13 protein-coding genes are annotated in these 16,063 nt (G+C 70.3%); 6 read left to right on the plus strand and 7 right to left on the minus strand.

What is annotated here, in order from left to right; genetic code table 11:
- Positions 1–19: 19 nt before the first annotated feature.
- Together aftC and msrB are read left to right on the plus strand one after the other, a co-directional pair.
- Complete coding sequence (aftC, locus tag AU194_RS30160) at positions 20–1,318, plus strand: arabinofuranan 3-O-arabinosyltransferase (protein ID WP_059092919.1); 1,299 nt, start codon at positions 20–22, stop codon at positions 1,316–1,318.
- Positions 1,315–1,731, plus strand: coding sequence for a peptide-methionine (R)-S-oxide reductase MsrB (gene msrB, locus AU194_RS30165; protein ID WP_059092920.1), 417 nt, complete (start codon positions 1,315–1,317; stop codon positions 1,729–1,731). Before aftC ends, msrB begins: the two co-directional genes overlap by 4 nt.
- Here msrB and AU194_RS30170 read toward each other — a convergent pair.
- The 4 genes from AU194_RS30170 to hemE all read right to left on the minus strand — a co-directional run bounded on the left by AU194_RS30170 (position 1,691) and on the right by hemE (position 7,296).
- The gene (locus AU194_RS30170; RefSeq protein WP_157576603.1) at positions 1,691–4,024 is read right to left on the minus strand and encodes a bifunctional diguanylate cyclase/phosphodiesterase; all 2,334 of its coding nucleotides are present in this window, start codon (positions 4,022–4,024) and stop codon (positions 1,691–1,693) included. The genes msrB and AU194_RS30170 overlap by 41 nt on opposite strands.
- Positions 4,025–4,159: 135 nt before the next feature.
- A complete protein-coding gene (hemQ, locus tag AU194_RS30175; protein WP_059092922.1) occupies positions 4,160–4,864 on the minus strand; it encodes a hydrogen peroxide-dependent heme synthase in 705 nt (234 codons plus the stop codon).
- Positions 4,865–4,868: 4 nt separating this feature from the next.
- A complete protein-coding gene (locus AU194_RS30180) occupies positions 4,869–6,224 on the minus strand; it encodes a protoporphyrinogen oxidase (protein WP_059092923.1) in 1,356 nt (451 codons plus the stop codon).
- Positions 6,225–6,231: 7 nt separating this feature from the next.
- Positions 6,232–7,296, minus strand: coding sequence for a uroporphyrinogen decarboxylase (gene hemE / locus AU194_RS30185; protein WP_059092924.1), 1,065 nt, complete (start codon positions 7,294–7,296; stop codon positions 6,232–6,234).
- A 112-nt stretch (positions 7,297–7,408) separates the two neighbouring features.
- Here hemE and AU194_RS30190 point away from each other — a divergent pair, with 112 nt between their 5' ends.
- The 3 genes from AU194_RS30190 to AU194_RS30200 are packed head-to-tail and all read left to right on the plus strand — an operon-like array spanning position 7,409 to position 10,987.
- Positions 7,409–7,990, plus strand: coding sequence for a DUF3000 domain-containing protein (locus AU194_RS30190; RefSeq protein ID WP_059092925.1), 582 nt, complete (start codon positions 7,409–7,411; stop codon positions 7,988–7,990).
- A gap of 1 nt (position 7,991) precedes the next feature.
- The gene (locus tag AU194_RS30195; protein WP_059092926.1) at positions 7,992–9,266 is read left to right on the plus strand and encodes a ribonuclease D; all 1,275 of its coding nucleotides are present in this window, start codon (positions 7,992–7,994) and stop codon (positions 9,264–9,266) included.
- A 44-nt stretch (positions 9,267–9,310) separates the two neighbouring features.
- Positions 9,311–10,987 (plus strand): alkaline phosphatase D family protein, encoded by a 1,677-nt coding sequence (locus AU194_RS30200; protein WP_059092927.1) that lies wholly within the window; start codon positions 9,311–9,313, stop codon positions 10,985–10,987.
- Here AU194_RS30200 and dxs read toward each other — a convergent pair.
- Positions 10,968–12,881, minus strand: a complete 1,914-nt coding sequence (dxs, locus tag AU194_RS30205) for a 1-deoxy-D-xylulose-5-phosphate synthase (RefSeq protein ID WP_059092928.1) — start codon at positions 12,879–12,881, stop codon at positions 10,968–10,970. The two genes, AU194_RS30200 and dxs, sit on opposite strands and share 20 nt — an antisense overlap.
- Before the next feature lie 28 nt (positions 12,882–12,909).
- Positions 12,910–14,235 carry a Na+/H+ antiporter NhaA gene (gene nhaA, locus AU194_RS30210; protein WP_157576610.1) on the minus strand — a complete coding sequence of 442 codons (1,326 nt, stop codon included), beginning with the start codon at positions 14,233–14,235 and terminating at the stop codon, positions 12,910–12,912.
- Between the two features lie 234 nt (positions 14,236–14,469).
- Between nhaA and AU194_RS32080 the strand changes: the two genes are divergently transcribed.
- Positions 14,470–14,616, plus strand: a complete 147-nt coding sequence (locus AU194_RS32080) for a hypothetical protein (protein WP_157576604.1) — start codon at positions 14,470–14,472, stop codon at positions 14,614–14,616.
- Positions 14,617–14,839: 223 nt separating this feature from the next.
- Here AU194_RS32080 and AU194_RS30215 read toward each other — a convergent pair whose 3' ends face one another.
- On the minus strand, positions 14,840–16,006 hold the full coding sequence (locus tag AU194_RS30215; protein ID WP_231743638.1) for a sugar diacid recognition domain-containing protein: 1,167 nt from the start codon (positions 16,004–16,006) through the stop codon (positions 14,840–14,842).
- Between the last annotated feature and the right edge of the window lie 57 nt (positions 16,007–16,063).

Here is a 16,063-nt window from a genome sequence, read left to right on the forward strand (position 1 = left end):
TCTGGCCGTCCCGGCGCCGGTGTACGGTTCGCTCGTGGCGGCAGCAGACAATCTTCGCACCGGCCTCATGAACGCTTTCCGACCGCGCACTTCTCCGCCGAATGCGGCGACGGTGCTGCGGTCGGTGTTGTGGCCGCTGGCGATCCTGACGGTGATTCACCGCACCTACGTCCTGGCGACCAACGGCTACATCACCGACGACTTCGGGCCGGTGTACCGCGCGGTGTCGAACCTGCGCCTGGGCCTGGACATCTACAACGAGCACTTCGACCACGTCGACCCGCACTACCTCTACCCGCCCGGCGGGACGCTGCTGCTCGCGCCGTTCGGTTTTTTGCCCGAGTTCGCGTCGCGCAACTGGTACTTCACGCTCAACAGCCTCGCCACGCTGGCCGCGGCGTATCTGCTGCTGCGGATGTTCGACTACACGCTGGCCTCGGTAGCGGCCCCGGCGCTGGTCCTCGCCATGTACTGCACCGAATCAGTAAGCAACACACTGGTTTTCACCAACATCAACGGATTCATGCTGCTGGCCGAGGTGTTGTTCTTCCGCTGGCTGCTCGACGGCAGGCGCGGCCGTGAGTGGTGGGCCGGTGTGGCGATAGGCCTGGCACTGGTGATCAAACCGTCGCTGGCCCCGCTGTTGTTGCTGCCCCTGCTCAACCGGCAGTGGCGGCCGCTGGTCACCGCCGTGGCGGTGCCGCTGGTGCTGAACCTGGCCGCGTGGCCGCTGCTGACCGATCCGATGAACTTCGTCACCCGCACGCTGCCCTACATCATGGGCACCCGCGATTACTTCAACAGCTCCATCCAGGGCAACGGCATCTACTACGGCCTGCCGCCCCTGCTGATCCTCGCGCTGCGAATCCTGTTCCTGGCGCTGACGATCGGCAGCCTGCTACTGCTGTACCGCTTCTACCGCACCCGCGATCCGCGCTTCTGGATGCTGACCTCCTCAGGCGTGCTGCTGATCGCGTCGTTCCTCGTGCTGTCGCTGGGACAGGCGTACTACTCGATGATGCTGTTCCCGTTCCTGATGACGGTGGTGCTACCCAACTCGGTGCTGCGCAACTGGCCGGCGTGGCTGGCGGTATACGGCTTCATGACGATGGACAAGTGGCTGCTGTGGCGCTGGCCCACCACCGGCAGGTACCTGGAGTACATGAAGGTGACCTACGGCTGGTCTTTGATGCTGGTGGTGGTGTTCGCGGTGCTGTACTTCCGCTATCTCGACGCCAAGGCCGACGGCCGCCTCGACCGCGGCATCGATCCGCCGTGGCTGACGCCGGCCCGGGATCGCGCTAGCGTGGACACATGACGACACCGGCGCCGAAACTGCAACTGACCGACGACGAGTGGCGCAGCAAGCTCACGGCCGAAGAGTTCGCGGTGCTGCGCCGGGCCGGTACCGAACGCCCGTTCACCGGCGAGTACACCGACACCAAGACCGAGGGTGTCTACCAGTGCCGGGCCTGCGGCGCCGAACTGTTCCGCAGCACCGAGAAGTTCGAATCCCACTGCGGCTGGCCGTCTTTCTACGATCCCGCCGACTCCGACGCGGTGATCCTGCGCCCCGACGACTCGCTGGGTATGCGGCGCGTCGAGGTGGTGTGCGCGAACTGCCACAGCCACCTCGGCCACGTCTTCGAGGGTGAGGGCTACCCGACGCCGACCGATCAGCGGTACTGCATCAACTCCATCTCACTGCGGCTGGTGCCGGCGGGCGGATAGTCTCCGCCTGCAGCAGCGTCGTGATGCCCGCCGGGCTCAGCGGCGGGCTGTAGTGGAATCCCTGGGCCACATCGCAGTGGAACGCCCGGAGCCGGTCGGCGGTCTCGGCGTTCTCGACGCCCTCGGCGACCGTCGTCAGGCCGAGGGTTTGCGACAGGTTGACCACCGCGCGGACCACCTCCCCCGCCCGCGGATCCCACATGATCGGCCCGATGAACTGACGGTCCAGCTTCACCTCGTCGATCGGCAGCTCACGCAGATAGCTCAGCGCCGAATAGCCGCTGCCGAAATCGTCGATGGCCACCCGGACACCGTGATTGCGCAGCTCCCGCAGCACCGCGCACGTCCGTTTGATGTCCGGCAGGATCAGGTCTTCGGTGATCTCGACGGTCAGCCGCGCCGGCGGCAGCCCCCGGGCCTCGAGACCCGAGACGATCTTGCCGGGTAGGTCGGTGTCCGCCATCGTCGCGGCGAACAGGTTCACCGCCACGCACACCTCGGTGCCGTTGGCCGCCCACTCCGCGGCGTTGTCGAGCGCCTTGGCGAGCACCAGGTCGGTGAGCGCGCCCATCAGTCCGTGGCGGCGCACCATCGGCAGGAAGTCGTTCGGGCTCATCGTGCCGCGGACCGGGTGGGGCCAGCGCACCAGCGCCTCCACCCCGGCCAGCTCGGAGGTCGCCAGGTGGTACTGCGGCTGGTAGACCACGCTCAGCTCCAGGCGGTCGATGGCCTGCCGCAGCTCCCCGAGCAGCTGCACCGCCGCCACCCCGCCGCCCTTGGCATTCTGGTTCGACACCCGCAGCAGCCCCGCCTGCTCGGGGTACACCAGCGTCATCTCCGGGGTGAACACGTGCACCCCGTCGGTGCGGGACCGCTTCGCGGCGTACATCGCGGCGTCGGCGCGTTTGAACAGCTGCTCGCCGGTCGCATCGGGTTCGTCGTCGGGTTCGGCCACGGCCAGCCCGACACTGGGCCGCATCAGCAGGCTCTCCCCGTCGATGCTGAACGGCAGGTCGAACGCCTCGACGACGCGGTGGGCGATCTCGAGCGAGTGGTCTGTGCGGTCCTCGATGAGCACCGCGAACTCGTCGCCGCCGAGCCGTGCGACGGTGTCGCCCGGCCGCACGCACGCCACCAACCGGCGGGCGACCTGGGTGAGCAGTTCGTTACCCGCGGAATGCCCGAGGCTGTCGTTGACGACCTTGAAGTCGTTGAGGTCGAGCGAGAGCACCGCGACGGCACCGGCATCACGCTGCCGCAGCGCGACCGCGTGCGCGAGTCGGTCGTTGAACAACGCGAGGTTCGCCAGCCCGGTCAGCGGATCGCGCAGCGCCTGATCGGCCACGACCCGCATGAGGTTGCGGTTCTCCCAGGAGGCCAGGAACTGCCGCAGAAAGATCGCGGTGATCATCGCGATGACGGTCGACTCGAGGATGCCGTCGAGCAGGACCACCGCGACGATGCAGCCCCCCATGAGCAGGGGCAGGTACGGCAGCCAGAGCGACATGCTGCTCGGTAGCTGGTCCCGGTCCTCCGGGACGACGGGGATCCTGCGGCTGATCAGCGCGGCGGCGCCGAACAGCACCGACCCCGCGATCCAGCCGATGTCGACGGGGTTGCGTTCGGTGTAGGCGCCGTAAGCGGTCACCCAGGCGTACATGCTGTCGCCGAACGCGAAGAACAGGAACGCCGATGTGAGCAGTCCCAGCGGGACCCGCCAGGCTCCGCCGACGCGCACCAGCAGCAGTCCCGAGATCGCCACGACCACCACGTCGGCCAGCGGATAGGTCAGCGCCAGACTGAGGGCGAACCGGTCGCCGCCGTAGGTCTCGTACACCTCGTGCAGTACCAGCACCCACACCAGCATGAACAGCGACAGCGCCGGGATCACCCCATCGAGCAGCAGGCGCAGCCGGAACCGGCCCGTCACGCTGCTGGGCCACTGCACCAGCGCCAGGCAGGAGAACACCGGAAACAGCACGTAGCCGACGTCGGCCAGGGACGGGGAGCCGGGCTCGTCGGCGATGAGGTCCAGATAGCACCAGAGGAGCGCACCCACCGTCCAGCCGGAGAACCCGATGGCGAAACGCACCCAGACGCGACGCAGCCGGCCCGTCGCGGCGCGGGCGGCCAGCACCGCACACACCGCCGCATACCCCACGAACACCGGGACACCGACGGCCGAGGCGACCACCGAACCGGGAAGTCCGACGAGCAACCAGGCGATCAGCAGGACGGACGCCACCGCGGAGCCGGCGATCATGCCGACCTCACCCCGGGGCCTCACACCCACACCCGACACCAGCCTCCACGCCTCGAAGTGGCGTACCCGCCGGCCTCCCTACCTCGGGTACGTTCGCCGAGGCTAGCAAATCTGCCCCGGCCAGTTACGGCTAATCGCAAGGAAATCGGGCCGGTCCGGGCAACGCTACGGGAGGCGGGTGACCAATTCCTCGACCCCGACCCGCGGGCCGGTGAAGAACGGCGTCTCCTCGCGGACGTGCCGCCGGGCGTCGGTGGCCCGCAGGTCGCGCATGAGGTCGACGATGCGGTGCAGTTCCGGCGCCTCGAACGCCAGGATCCACTCGTAGTCACCGAGCGCGAACGCCGGCACCGTGTTGGCGCGCACGTCCTTGTACCCGCGCGCGGCCATGCCGTGTTCGCTCAGCATGCGCCTGCGCTCGTCGTCGGGCAGCAGGTACCAGTCCAGCGACCGCACGAACGGGTAGACGCAGATGTAGTTGCCGGGCTCCTCACCGGCGAGGAAGGCCGGGATGTGGCTCTTGTTGAACTCCGCGGGCCGGTGCAGCGCGACGTTGCTCCACACCGGGGTGCTCGCCCGGCCCAGCGCGGTGGCGCGACGGAAGTCGGAGTAGGTGGCCTGCAGGGCCTCGACGTTGTCGGCGTGGGTCCACATCATGAAGTCGGCGTCGGCGCGCATGCCGGCGATGTCGTAGAGACCGCGCACCACCACGCCGCGCTCCTCCTGCTGTTTGAGGAACGTGGCGGTCTCGTCGACGACCGCCGCGCGGGCCTGCTCGTCGTACCCGAGCTCCCCCGGCCGGACCGAGAAGACCGAGAACATCAGGTAGCGGATGGTGGAGTTGAGCGCGTCGAAGTCGAGCTTGGCCATACGCCTATCGTGCCACGCCGGAGGTGACCAGCGACGCCACCGCCCGGTTGGCCGACGCCACACACGCGGGCACCCCGATGCCGTCCAGATAGCCACCGGCGACGGCCACCCCGGGCGGTAGGCCGGCGCGCAGTTCGCTGACGAGTTCGGCGTGGCCGGGCCCGTACTGGGGCATCGCGTGGATCCAGCGTTGCACCAGCGCGTCGACGGGTTCGGTGTCGATGCCGAACACGGCCGCAAGGTCGGCCGTGGCCCACGACAGCAACTCGTCGTCGCCGGTGTCGCGCGCCAACTCGTCGCCGAAGCGGCCGTAGGACAGTCGCAGGAGTTCGACGTTGGCGCGGCGGCCCCACTTGCGCGACGTCAGCGTGATGGCCTTGGTGCGCAGCCGCTCACCGGTCGCGACGAGCACACCGGACTGCTGCGGCAACGGGGTGCCGCCGGGCAGTGCGAGCGCCACCACCGCCGCCGAGGCGACCGGGATGCGCCGCGCCAGCGCCGCGCTGCGCGGCGCGAGGTGCTCGATCAGCCGCGGCAGCCGCGGGGCGGGCACCGCGAGCACCGCCGCGTCGGCGGGCCACCGGTTGCCCTCGTCGTCGAGGATGTCCACGCCGCGGCCGGCGCGGTCGATCCGCTCGACGGCCACCTGCGCCCAGTGGATGTCCGCGGCGCGGCGCAGCGCCTCCAGCAGGACGGTGTAGCCGCCGTCGACCGCGCCGAACACCGATCCGGTGGCCGGCGGCGGCAGCGCCTCGCGCACCGCCTCGGTGAGGTTGCGGGCGCCGCGGTCGAGCGCGGCGGCCAGGGTGGGCACCGATGCGCGCAGCCCGATGGTCGCGGCCGAACCGGCGTACACACCGCCGAGCAGGGGGTCCACGGAGCGGGCGACGACCTGGTCGCCGAACCGGTCGGCGACCAGCTCCCCGACCGCCGGGTCCGCACCCGGCCGCCAGCGCAGCGGCCGCATCGGTTCGTCGGTGATCCGGGCGATCGTGGCGTCGTCGACGAGCCCGGCCATCGGCAGCGCCCCCGACGGGATGCCCTGCAACGTGCCCTGCGGCAGCGGGTGCAGCCGGCCTCCGCTGTAGAGCAGCGGACGCACCCCGGTGGTGCCGATCTGCCGGTCGCCCAGCCCGAGTTCGGCCAGCAGCGCGGGCACCTCCGGCCGCCGCGCCACGAACGCCTCCGCGCCGACGTCGAGGAGCTGGCCGCCCACCCGTTCGGTGCGCAGCACGCCGCCGAGCCGGTCGGCGGGGTCGAAGACCGTGATCGTCGCGCCGGGGCCCGCGGTCACCCGCAGCCGGTAGGCCGCGGCCAGGCCCGAGATACCGCCGCCGACCACGCAGTAGTTCGCACTCATCGGGTGCTCACAGCGAGTGCACCAGCTCCACGGTGGCGGTGACGATCTCCGGATCCGTCGCGGGCAGCACCCCGTGGCCGAGGTTGAACACGTGCCCGGCCGCACCGGCGTCGACCGCGCGCCTGCCGTCCTCGACCACCGCGCGCACGGCGCGTTCGACGACGGGCCAGCCGGCCAGCAGCACCACCGGGTCGAGGTTGCCCTGCAGTGCGCTGCCGCGCTGCACACGGGCGGCGGCGTCGGTCAGCGAGGTGCGCCAGTCCACGCCCACCACGCCGGGCGCACCGGATGCGGCGACGGCCTCGGACATGGCGCCGAGCAGTTCGGCGGTGCCCACCCCGAAGTGGGTCATCGGCACACCGGCGGGCGCCAGCGCCTCGAAGACGCGGGCGCTGTGCGGCAGCACGTAGGCCCGGTAGTCGGCCAGCGACAGCGTGCCCGCCCACGAGTCGAACACCTGCAGCGCGTCGACCCCGGCATCCACCTGGGTCTGCAGGAACGCGATGGTCACGTCGGTCAGCGCCGACATCAGCGCATGCCAGGTCTCGGGTTCGCCGAACATCATCGCCTTGGTGCGCTCGTGGTGCTTGCTGGGCCCGCCCTCGACCAGGTAGGAGGCCAGGGTGAAGGGGGCGCCGGCGAATCCGATCAGCGCGACGTCGCCGAGTTCGGCGGTCAGCGCGCGCACCGCCCGCGCGACGGGTTCGACCGTCGCCCGTTCCAGCGGCCGGATCGCGGCGACGTCGGCGGCGGTGCGGATCGGATGGTCGATCACCGGGCCGACGTCGGGCACGATGTCGAGCGCGATCCCCGACGCCCGCAGCGGTACGACGATGTCGGAGAAGAGGATCGCCGCGTCCACCCCGTGCCTGCGGACGGGCTGCAGCGTGATCTCGGTGATCAGCTCGGCGTCGAAGCACGCCTGCATCATGGTGTTCTTGGCCCGCAGCGCCCGGTACTCGGGCAGCGACCGGCCCGCCTGGCGCATGAACCACACCGGCACCCGGTTCGGTTTGCCGCCCCGGGCGGCGGCGAGATACGGCGAGTCGGGCAGTTCACGGCGGGTGTTCATCGCCCCCAATGCTGCCACGACCGGCAACCGTGGGCGGACCCGCGGATCACCATCGGGCGTCGGTTCGGCGCGCCTGCGCGCACGTGCGGCGCAATGGTCTAGCGTCACCGGCGTGACCACCGCCGAACCGGCTCAGTTCCGTGCTGCGGTGGCGGCGATGAATGCCACCACCGTACGGCCGGAGATCGAACTCGGCCCGATACGCCCACCGCAGCGGCTCGCGCCCTTCAGCTACGCCCTCGGTGCCGAGATCCGGCATCCCGACACCGTGCCCGTGCCCGAGCGTTCCGAGGGTGACGCGTTCGGGCGCCTGATCCTCCTGCACGATCCCGAAGGCGCCGACGCGTGGGACGGGACCATGCGCCTGGTCGCCTACATCCAGGCCGACCTCGACTCCAGCGAGGCCGTCGACCCACTGCTGCCCGAGGTGGCGTGGAGCTGGCTGGTCGAAGCGCTGGACGCCAAGGCCGATCAGGTCACCGCGCTCGGCGGCACCGTCACCGCCACCACCTCGGTGCGCTACGGCGACATCTCCGGCCCGCCGCGCGCGCACCAGCTGGAGCTGCGCGCCTCGTGGACCGCCCTCTCGCTGGAACTGGGACCGCACGTGGAGGCCTTCTGCGAGGTGCTCGAGCACGCCGCGGGGCTGCCTCCCACCGGGGTGACCGACCTCAGCTCCCGCACCCGCGCGTGAGATGAGCGAGACCCAGGACCCGGACGCCCTCGACAACGAGGTTCCCGACGAGCCGACCGAATCGTCGGCCGTCCCGCTGCTCGCCCCCGCCGACGGTGTGCCCGAACTCGCGGTGACCACCGACGAGATCCTCGCCGCCGCCCAACTGCTCGCCGCGGGGCACGGCCCCTTCGCGATCGACGCCGAACGCGCGTCGGGCTTCCGCTACTCCAACCGGGCCTACCTCGTCCAGATCCGGCGGGAGGGCGCGGGCACCGTGCTGATCGACCCCGTCAACCACGGCGAGGACCCGACGATGGTGATGGCCCCGGTGGCCGACGTCCTCGACACCGACGAATGGGTGCTGCACGCCGCCGATCAGGACCTGCCGTGCCTGGCCGAACTCGGCATGCGACCGCCCAAGCTCTACGACACCGAACTCGGGGGGCGGTTGGCCGGATTCGCCCGGGTGAACCTGGCGACCATGGTGTCCGAACTGCTGGGGTTGCAGCTGATGAAGGGCCACGGCGCGGCCGACTGGTCCAAGCGGCCGCTGCCCGACGAGTGGCTCAACTACGCCGCCCTGGACGTCGAAGTACTGCTGGAACTGCGCGAGGCGGTCGCCGCGGTTCTGGAGGATCAGGGCAAAACCGATTGGGCGGCACAGGAATTCGAACACCTGCGGACCTACGAGGCGACGCCCACCCGGCGCGACCGGTGGCGCCGCACCTCCGGCATCCACAAGGTGCGCAACCCGAAGGCGCTGGCCGCGGTCCGCGAACTGTGGGTCACCCGCGACCACATCGCCCGCAGGCGCGACATCGCCCCCGGCCGGATCCTGCCCGACTCCGCGATCATCAACGCCGCCACCACCGATCCCGACAGCATCGACAAACTCACCGCGCTGCCGGTCTTCGGCGGCGCCCGGCAGCGCCGCAGCGCCCAGGTGTGGCTGGACGCGCTCGACCGGGCGCGGCAGAACCCCGATCCCCCCGATTCGGCCGAACCGCCCAACGGTCCGCCGCCGCCGTCGCGGTGGGCGCGGCGCAAACCCGAGGCCGCTGCCCGCCTCGAGGCGGCCCGCGCGGGTCTGTCCGCGCTGTCGCAGCGGGTGGCGGTGCCGTCAGAGAACCTCATCACCCCGGATGTCGTGCGCCGACTGTGCTGGGACTGGCAACCCGTGGCCGATATCGCCGCCGCGGTGGAGGAATTCCTGGTCGCGGCGGGCGTGCGCCCGTGGCAACGCGATCTGGTGGTGCCGGTGCTGACCGCCGCGCTGGCACCCACCGCCGAGTGACGGATTCGGGTTTGAGTGATTGACGAACCGGGAACCGCCGAGGGGTGAGTGACAGCCTGCTCCTCGGGCCGACTCTGCGACACGTCGGCGAAACCACCGCCGTGGTGTGGGTGCAGACCTCGGGCCCCGCGACAGTGACCGTACTCGGTTGCAGCGCACGCACTTTCCAAGTCAAGGACCATCACTACGCGTTGGTCACGGTGACGGGTCTGCAACCCGATTCGACCGTCGAGTACGAAGTGCACATCGACGGCGAACTGGTGTGGCCGCAACGCGACAGCCCGTTCCCCCCGAGCGTGATCCGCACCCGCGGCCCCGTCACCACCGAGAAGATCCGTGCGGTGTTCGGCTCGTGCCGCTACCCGAAGACCGACGTGCCGGAGATCGACGACGAACTCGGCGCCGACGCGCTGGACTGCTACGCCGCCCGGATGGCCCGGCTCCCGGTCTCGGAGTGGCCGGATCTGCTGATCCTGCTCGGCGATCAGGTCTACGCCGACGAACTGACCCCGGAAGCGCGCCGCCACCTCACCGGCCGAAGGCGGCACCGCCGCAGGCACGGTCAGCGCCCACCCGACGAGGTGGTCAGCTTCGGCGAATACGAAGGGCTGTACCGGCATTCGTGGTCGGATCCGGAGATCCGCTGGATCATGTCCACGGTCCCGACGGCGATGATCTTCGACGACCACGACATCCGCGACGACTGGAACACCTCGGCGGCCTGGCGCGCCGAGATGGACGACGAGCCGTGGTGGCGCGACCGTATCCGCGCCGGGCTGGCCTCCTACTGGGTGTACCAGCACATGGGCAACCTCAGCCCCGCCGAACTGGCCGCCGACGAGGACTACCAGCGGATGTCCGCGGTCGACGGCGACGTGTGGCCGGTGCTGGTCGAGATGGCCGACCGCGCGGACGCCGAGGTCGACGCCAACAAGGGGGTACGGTTCAGCTACCGCTGGGATTTCGGCCGAAACCGGTTCATCATGATGGACTCCCGCAACGGCCGGATCCTGGACTCCGGTGAACGGATGATGATCGGCGAACGGGAATTCGCGTGGTTGGAGGCCCAAGCCGCCGATGGACTCGACGAGATCGACCATCTGGTGCTGGGGTCCTCGGTGCCGTGGCTGATGCCGCCGGCGCTGTCGGATCTGCAGACGGTCAACGAGATCGCCGCCGACCGCCCCGGGTGGCGCGGGGTGCCGGCCGAGAAGATCCGGCAGGCAGCCGATCTCGAGCACTGGCCGGCGTTCATGAAGTCGTTCCTGCGGCTGACCGAGATGATCCGCGGGGCGGCCACCCGTCCCGACGGTCCGGCGACGGTCACGGTGCTCTCCGGCGACGTGCACCACAGCTACGCAGCCAAGGCGACCCTCGACGGTGTCGGCCAGGACGCGGCCACCGTGCACCAGCTGGTGTGCTCACCGGTGCACAACTACGTCCCGGCGTATGTGAAGCCCGCGTTCCGGCTCGGCTGGTCCCGTCGGCTCGCCCCGCTGATGCGGCGCTGGGCGCGCAGGCACGGATCGCCGGAACTGACCGTCAGCTGGACCAACACCGCTGGTCCGGTGTTCGGCAACACCATTGCGACTCTGTCGCTTTCGGGTCGCGAGGCCGAGGTGCTGTTCGAACAACCCGACGAATCGACCAACCTGCGCGAGGTGGCGCGCCTACCGCTGGGCGGCAGGCGCACCCCCAGCGTCAGTCCAGCCGCTCGCTGACCTCGGCATCGGTCGCGTTCGCGCTGAGCGCGGCGACCCATCCGGTGATCTGGCGGGCGATGTTGCGGTCGGTCAGCCCGACCTCGGCGAGCACCTCACCGCGCGAGGCGTGATCGAAGAACTGCTGCGGCAGGGCCGCGTCGCGGCACGGCACGTCGATCTCCGCGTGACGCAACGCCGCCGACACCGACGAACCGACGCCGCCGTGCCGACCGTTGTCCTCGACGGTGACGACGAGTTTGTGCGCGGCCGCCAGCTCGGTGACCACGTCCGGTACGGGGATCACCCAGCGCGGGTCGACGACGGTGACGCCGATGCCCTGTTTGCGCAGGCTCTCGGCGACGGTGAGCGCCATCGACGCGAACGGCCCGACCGCGACCAACAGCACGTCGGCCGACAGCCCTTCGGCCGGTTCGGCCAACACGTCGACACCGCGGTACCGCCGCAGCGCCGGAATGTCTTCACCCACATCGCCTTTGGGGAATCGCAGCGCGGTGGGGCCGTCGTCGACCGCCAGCGCCTCGCCGAGCTCCTCCCGCAGCCGGGCACCGTCGCGGGGTGCAGCCACCCGCATACCGGGCACGATGCCCAGGACCGAAAGATCCCACATACCGTTGTGGCTGGCACCGTCCGGACCGGTGATCCCGGAGCGGTCCAGCACCAGCGTGACGGGCAGCTTGTGCAGCGCGACGTCCATCATCAGCTGATCGAACGCGCGGTTGAGGAACGTCGAGTAGACCGCGACGACCGGGTGCAGCCCGCCCATCGCCAGACCCGCCGCCGACGTCATCGCGTGCTGTTCGGCGATGCCGACGTCGAAGAACCGGTCCGGGAAGCGGTCGCGGAACGCCGACAGCCCCGTGGGTCCTGGCATCGCGGCGGTGATCGCGACGATGTCGCGGCGCGTGCTGCCGTAGTCGATGAGGGCCTCGGAGAACGCCGACGTCCACCCGGGCGCGGCCACCTTGGTGGCGCGTCCGGTCGCGACGTCGATGACGCCGCAGGCATGCATCTGCTCGGCCTCGTCGTTCTCGGCGGGCGCATACCCCATGCCCTTGCGGGTGACGACGTGCACGATCACCGGGGCGTTGAACCCGCGGGCGTGGCGCAGCGCCGACTCGACAGCGTGCTCGTCGTGGCCGTCGATCGGCCCGACGTACTTGAGGCCGAGGTCGGTGAACATCACCTGCGGGGACAGCGCATCCTTGATGCCCGCCTTCACGCTGTGCATGCACTGGTAGCAGAACTCGCCGATCACCGGCAGCCCGCGCACGGCCTTCCGGCCCTCCTCGAGCACCCGCTCGTACCCGGGTTGCAGGCGCAGCGCGGCCAGGTGGTCGGCGAACCCGCCGATGGTGGGCGCGTAGCTGCGGCCGTTGTCGTTGACGACGATCACCACGGGCCTGCGGGCGGCGGCGATGTTGTTGAGCGCCTCCCAGCACATGCCACCGGTGAGCGCGCCGTCACCGACCACGGCGACGACGTGCCGGTTGCGGTGCCCGTTGAGCTCGAAGGCCTTGGCGAGCCCGTCGGCATACGACAGCGCGGCGCTGGCGTGGCTGGACTCCACCCAGTCGTGTTCGCTCTCGGCGCGCGACGGATAGCCCGACAGGCCGTCCTTCTTGCGCAGCGAATCGAATGCGTGGGAGCGTCCGGTCAGCATCTTGTGGACGTAGGCCTGATGGCCGGTGTCGAAGATGAGCGGATCGTGCGGTGAGTCGAAGACCCGATGCAGGGCGAGCGTCAGTTCGACGACGCCGAGGTTCGGGCCGAGATGTCCGCCGGTGGCAGCAACCTTGTGGATGAGGAACTGGCGGATCTCCCCCGCCAGCTCGGACAACTGGGACTGCGAAAGGTGCTGCAGATCGGCGGGACCGCGGATCTGTTCAAGCATCCCGTCAGTCTACGCACGGCCCACATGCTCAGTCGCGTCGAGACTGGTACACGTCGGGCACTCCGTCGTGGTCTTCGTCGGCGGTCTCCTCCCGCCAAACGGCCCGGTAGTGGCGGTTTCTGGCCCTCAGCAGGACCGCGGCGAGCAACGCCGCCACCAGGGATCCGGTGAGCACCCCCACCTTCACGAAATCGTCACGTTCTGAACCCAGACCGTAGGCGAGGTCGCCGATGAGCAGCGAGACCGTGAAGCCGATGCCGGCCAGCACCGCGACGCCGAACACGTCGATCCAGCGCAGCGCGTCGTCCAGATTGGCCCTGGTCACCGCCGCGAGCACCCTGGTGGTCAGGAAGATCCCGATCGGTTTGCCGACGACCAGGCCGACCGCGATACCGAGGGTGACCGAGTCGGACAGGGCCTGGGTGAAACCGGACACACCGCCGATGGCCACCCCGGCCGCGAAGAACGCGAACACCGGTACCGCCAGGCCGGCCGACAGCGGGCGCACCCGGTGCTCGAAGTGTTCGGCCAGTCCCGGCCCGGCCTCCGGTCCGCCCGCGGCGGCGCTGCGCACCACCGGGACGGTGAAGCCGAGCAGCACACCCGCGACGGTGGCGTGCACCCCCGACTCGTGCATCAGCACCCAGGTGGCGATGGCCAGCGGGATCAACAGCCACCACGAGCGGATGCGTCGCTGCACGCAGACCGCGAAGAGCGCGAGCGGGACGACCGCCAGCCCGAGCGCGACCAGGTTGATCTCGTCGGTGTAGAACACCGCGATCACGCAGACCGCCAGCAGATCGTCGACGACCGCGAGCGTGAGCAGGAAGGTGCGCAGCGCGGTCGGCAGGTGGGTCGAGATCACGGCCAGCACCGCGACGGCGAACGCGATGTCGGTCGCGGTGGGGATCGCCCAGCCGCGCAGGGCGCCGTCACCGGCATTGAATGTGAACGCCACGAAGATCAGGGCAGGTACCACCATCCCGCCGACGGCGGCGGCGATGGGCAGAACCGCGCGGGCCGGGTCGCGCAGGTCGCCTGCGACGAATTCGCGTTTGAGTTCGAGGCCCACCACGAAGAAGAAGATCGCCAGCAGCCCGTCGGCCGCCCAGGTGCCCAGTGTCAGGTTCAGGTGCAGACCGAACGGCTCGGCGCCGATCTCGAGGTCCCGCAATGCGAAGTAGGACTCCGCCCACGGGGAGTTGGCCCACACCAGCGCGACGGCCGCGGCCGCGAGAAGCACCGCACCCCCGACGGTCTCCTTGCGCAGGACCTCGGCGATGCGGCGCGACTCCGCCCAGGAGCCCCGCTCCAGAACGGGGCGGCGGGTGCGGCGGAGTGGTGTCACGTGAATCCTCGAATCCCGATGGGCTGACAACGCAGGGTTCACACCCTGGCCGACCAGACTTCCCGGCACACCGGGTGTCGATGCTATTCGATTGTGACCGCTACGCGCTCTTCCTGGGAGTCACCTGGGAGTGAGGTTTGCGCCGGAGCGCCGGGAAGTCTGGTCGGCATGCGGACCCGTTGTCGCCCGAAACCGTTCGGGCACAGGTCATTTCGTCGACCGGGGGCGTGCCGTGGCTACTTGGTCGCTCCGGCGGGCAATCCGACCTACGGCGACGACTTCATCCTGCGGGCCTGGCTCACCCACCTCGCGGTCCACCGGCCCGACGCCGACGTGGTGGTCGACTGCCACACCCCGGGCCAGGCCGCCGTCCTGCTGCGGCGGTGACACCCCCGCTAACGACGAGGCGGTCGCATTGGCCGCGGGTGCGAGCGGTCTGGCGCTGTGCGGCCGCAGCGACTACTACCCCGTCAAGCACCGGTCCCTGCTCGACGCCGGAAGTGCTTGGCAGATAACCGATCCGTCGACCTGCCCGCGGATCCGGCGCGGTCGGGCGGCTTAGCGGGAACCGGCCGCCGAGTTGTACCCGGTGCGTCGGCCCGCGGGGACGCTACGGCGACTGCTGCGGGCCTGACCCGGCCGCGGTCAGCCCGTCGAGGACACACGTCACGTAGAGCGCCACCGCAAGACCCGGTTCGTCGAGCGAACGGTCCAGCACGCGAGCGACTTTCTCGAGGCGGTAGATCAGCGTGTTGCGGTGCACATGCAGACGTGCCGCGGCCCGGCTGACGGTGAACGCGCAGTCCCCCCACGCGATCAGCGTCTCCCGCAACGCGGGCCAGTCCCGGTCGGCGAGCAACGGCCCGAGCAGACCCTCGGTCAGCCGGACGCGCGAGTCGATCGGCACCACCGACAGCGCCTGATGCAAGCGCACCTCGTCGATCGGGTGGATGCGCGCATCCGGGGCGGCGATCGGCCCGACCTGCAGTGCGTCGTAGGCGTCGCGCGCCGAGACGTTCAGTGCGGCCACCCCGGATGCCGGCGACCCGATCGCGATCCGCAGCGCCAACCCGCGGTCGGCGGCGCGGTCGAGCAGCTCGGTGCATTGGTCCACGTTGTCGGGCGTGCCGCCTGCGACCGCGACGACGGTCCGCGACAACGGCCCCACGAGGTCCTGCTCCGCGTCGAACACCGCCCGCACCAGCGCGGCGACCTGGTCGGAGTCGACCTCCCGCTGGGGTCGATCGTCCCACTGCACCAGCAGGATCCGGCGGGGTGACGCCAGGTCGTAGCCCAGCGTGCGGCCGCGCCGTAGCAGCCGGCCCGCCGGTGTGCGCGAGTGGTGCCATTCGCAGATGTCGACGAGCAGTTCGGTGACCGCCCGCTCGCGGGTCATCCGCAGCCCGATCCGGGCGGCCTCCTGCATGAGGATCTCGGTCTGGCGTTTGACCACCAGGCCGAACTGCTCGACCTCGGCGGGCGAGCCGGACAGCCCGACGGTGCCGACCACGGCGTCGTCGATCACCAGCGGAAGCGTCACACCGGGCAGCGTGCCCACCAGTTCGAGGGCGTCGGCGCTGGAATGCGCGATCGTGCGCCTGCTGCGGACCACCTCGACCGACGCCTCGTGGAACTGGCCGACCCGCGACGCGTCGCCGCTGCCGAGCACGATGCCCGCGGCGTCGGTGATCAGCACGTTGCGGCCGATCACATCGGTGATCTCGTCGGCGATCTGCTGGGCCAACGCCTGACCGAGCATCACCCTCCCTTCGGGCACTCTGCCCAATTTGCACCCAGAACTGCGCGAAATCGTAGCCGTTCTGCCCAGTGACCG

Source organism: Mycobacterium sp. GA-2829 (assembly GCF_001499965.1).
GTDB lineage: Bacteria > Actinomycetota > Actinomycetes > Mycobacteriales > Mycobacteriaceae > Mycobacterium.